Here is a 3,157-nt window from a genome sequence, read left to right on the forward strand (position 1 = left end):
GTCTTCGGCCGTGGCGGACGAGCGCACGGCAAAGGACACGCCGGGGTTGTCGGCCGTCAGCTGCGCGAAGGACGCACGCACACCGGCTTCCAGGTCGGCCGGGAAGGGTTGGTTCTCGATCCAGCCGCGGATCTCGGCGCCGGCCTCGGCCAGCGCGCGGACGTCGTCGGTGTTGAGCGTGGCCAGGCGCGCCGCGATGCGCGCGTCCAGCCCCTCGTGCTTGAGGAACTGCCGGAAGGCGTGCGCCGTGGTGGCGAACCCTCCGGGGACGCGCACGCCGCTGGCGGCGAGCTGCGAGATCATTTCGCCGAGGCTGGCGTTCTTGCCGCCAACTGCCTCGACATCGCTCATCCTCAGGTTCTCAAACGGTACGACCAGGGCGGTCGCCTCGAACAGGGTGGACATGGGGAAACTCCGGGAGGTTGAAAAACCGGTGTCGTCGCGTCGTCCACGCCCAGTGCCGAGCCAAGATGCTCAAGGCAGGCGCAGCTCCGTCCATTTCTGGATTCTTTGAGGAGGAAGGAGGCGCGCATGGGCTGATCGCGATGAATTGCCGCGGATTCTAGGCCTCGGGTTTCATCCAGGTACGGCGGGGGGATGTGCAATAAGTCCCTTCTCGGCGCCGTGTCCCCTCTTTCGGGGTGGCATGAAAACGTTGACGGCCGACTGATGCGGGTCAGGCCAAGGGAGCCCTGGCTGTGCACGATGCCCGCGTGAGCAGCGACGAAGCCACCGCACAGGAGATCAATCGCACGACCTGGAAGATGTGATCCATGTGTCCGAGGTTGCAGGGCGAAAGCAGGGTGCTGGCTATCATGGCCGCGCCGTAACTCGATGGAATGCCGCCATGACCGCCAGAACCGTTTACTTCGTCTCTGACGGCACCGGCATCACCGCTGAGACCTTCGGCAATTCCATACTCGCCCAGTTCTCGATCAAGGCCCGCCATGTACGCCGGCCGTTCGTCGACTCGGCCGAGAAGGCGCACGCCGTCGTCGCTGAGATCARTGAAGTCGCCGTGCGCGAGGCCCAGCGGCCCATCGTCTTCGCGACGCTGGTGGACCGCGACGTGCTCAAGATCGTGCGCGAGCATTGCCAGGGCCKCGTCATGGACATGTTCGGCACCTTCATCGAGCCGCTGGAAGACGAGTTCGGCATCAAGAGCAACCACCGCGTGGGTCGCTTCTCAGACGTGGCCGAAAGCAAGGAATACCACGACCGCATCGAGGCCATCAACTTCTCGCTGGCCCACGACGACGGCCAGTCGGCGCGCAACCTCGACGTGGCCGACGTCATCCTCGTCGGCGTGTCGCGCTCGGGCAAGACGCCGACTTCGCTGTACCTGGCCATGCAGCATGGCATCAAGGCCGCCAACTACCCGCTGATCCCCGAGGACTTCGAGCGCCGCAAGCTGCCCGCACCGCTGCTGCCTCACAAGCGCAAGTGCTTCGGCCTGACCATCGACCCCGAGCGCCTCTCGTCCATCCGCAACGAGCGCCGTCCCGGCAGCAAATATGCCGACGTACTGAACTGCCGCTACGAGGTCAACGAGGCCGAGGCCATGATGAAACGCGACGGCATCTCCTGGCTGTCGTCCACGCACAAGTCCATCGAAGAGATCGCGACGACCATCCTGCGCGACATCCGCCCGGACAGGCTGATGTACTGATGCCGCTCCACGCGCTCGCACTGGTCCTCACCGCCGCCCTTCTCCACGCTGTCTGGAACCTCGCCGCCAAGAAGTGGGGCGGGGGCACGCATTTCGTCTTCAGCTGTGCGCTCGGTGTGGTGGTGCTGTGGCTGCCTGCTGTGCTCTGGGTCGGCCTGGATGAGCTGCCGCACTGGTCACTGCTGGCCTGGGGTTTTGTCGCCGCCAGCGCCGTGGTCCACCTGGGCTACTTCAACTGCCTCATCGCTGGCTACCGGGCCAGCGACCTGACCGTCGTCTACCCGGTCGCACGCGGCAGCGGCCCTTTCCTGTCGGCGCTTGCGGCCGTCGTGTTGCTGGGTGAGCACCTGGGCGTCCATGGCGCGCTGGGCCTGGCCGGCGTCGTCGGAGGCATCCTGCTGATCACCATGGGGCCGCGCCTGATCGGCCGCGGTGTGGACCACGATGCCGAGGCAGCCATGCGCCGCCGCCGCGGCGTCTATTGGGGCGCCGCCACCGGCACGCTGATCGCCGGCTACACGGTGCTGGACGGTTATGCCGTCAAGGTGCTGGCCGTGTCGCCGCTGATGCTGGACTACTTCGGCAATGTGCTGCGCGTGCCGCTGCAACTACCGACGCTGCTGCGCAACCCGCAGAGCTTCTGGCCGGAGCTGCGCCGCTCATGGCGCGGCGTGCTTGCCGTCGCAGGCCTGGGGCCGCTGGCCTACATCCTGGTGCTGATGGCCATGCGCGAGGCGCCGCTGTCACGCGTGGCGCCAGCGCGCGAGGTGTCTATGCTGTTTGCGGCACTGCTGGGCGGGCAGTTGTTGGGCGAAGGCGAACGAGGCTGGCGTATCGCCGGCGCCGCGCTGATTGGGGTTGGAGTCATCGCGCTGGCCATTTGACGGTAGGAATGGCTGCATCGTGACACGCCGCGCCATGGCACCTCGCGACCACGTCAAACCTCTGCCAGTTGAGGCGCGCAAGGATAGGACGGGTGCGCCTCGACCTCGGGCCTGAAAGCGTCGTCAGGCGGAAGCGGGCGCCAGATGTTCAGAAAGGCCAGGTTGAGCATCGTCGTCAGCCCGACGTATGTAAAAACTGGATCGAAGCCTTCGGGACCCAGTGATTTGGCGCATTGCCAGGACCAGGCCTTCCAAACGGCCTTCCCTGCAGTTTTGGCAGGCAAACGAATACCGCGCACTTTCAGGTAGGCCATCCAATCCATATGCACGCCACCGGAAAGCGCTCTCTCACGCTCACGCTCATACAACAAGCGTTCGAAGCCCGCTCCGTACGACGCATTGACGCCTCGCTCGATGAGGGCGAGGCGCACAAAGTAGTGATCGTTCTTGGGCGTGAACCGCGAGGCCGGATGCAGGTGATCCACCTGCAGGTTGTGCGGGATGCCGTCATCGCCGATTCCGCCCCACTCGGACAGGAAAAGCCGGAAGGCCTTTCGATACCCGCGATATCGCGATCGCACCCACAACTCCGGTTGCATATTGG

General features: G+C 65.3%; 4 protein-coding genes. 2 read left to right on the forward strand and 2 right to left on the reverse strand.

Features of this window, described 5'->3' with window-relative positions; translation table 11 throughout:
* Positions 1–405: PEP/pyruvate-binding domain-containing protein (locus AC1DU6_RS24910; protein WP_477860349.1), on the reverse strand; the 405-nt coding region annotated here is incomplete at its 3' end.
* Positions 406–847: 442 nt separating this feature from the next.
* Here AC1DU6_RS24910 and ppsR point away from each other — a divergent pair.
* Together ppsR and AC1DU6_RS24920 are read left to right on the forward strand one after the other, a co-directional pair.
* On the forward strand, positions 848–1,669 hold the full coding sequence (ppsR, locus tag AC1DU6_RS24915; protein ID WP_477860351.1) for a posphoenolpyruvate synthetase regulatory kinase/phosphorylase PpsR: 822 nt from the start codon (positions 848–850) through the stop codon (positions 1,667–1,669).
* Positions 1,669–2,553 carry an EamA family transporter gene (locus AC1DU6_RS24920; RefSeq protein ID WP_457349721.1) on the forward strand — a complete coding sequence of 295 codons (885 nt, stop codon included), beginning with the start codon at positions 1,669–1,671 and terminating at the stop codon, positions 2,551–2,553. The genes ppsR and AC1DU6_RS24920 overlap by 1 nt, the downstream gene beginning before the upstream one ends.
* Before the next feature lie 53 nt (positions 2,554–2,606).
* Here AC1DU6_RS24920 and AC1DU6_RS24925 read toward each other — a convergent pair.
* A partial coding sequence (locus AC1DU6_RS24925; protein WP_477860353.1) for a hypothetical protein occupies positions 2,607–3,157 on the reverse strand: 551 nt, incomplete at its 5' end.

It is taken from the genome of Roseateles sp. P5_B10 (assembly GCF_056400485.1).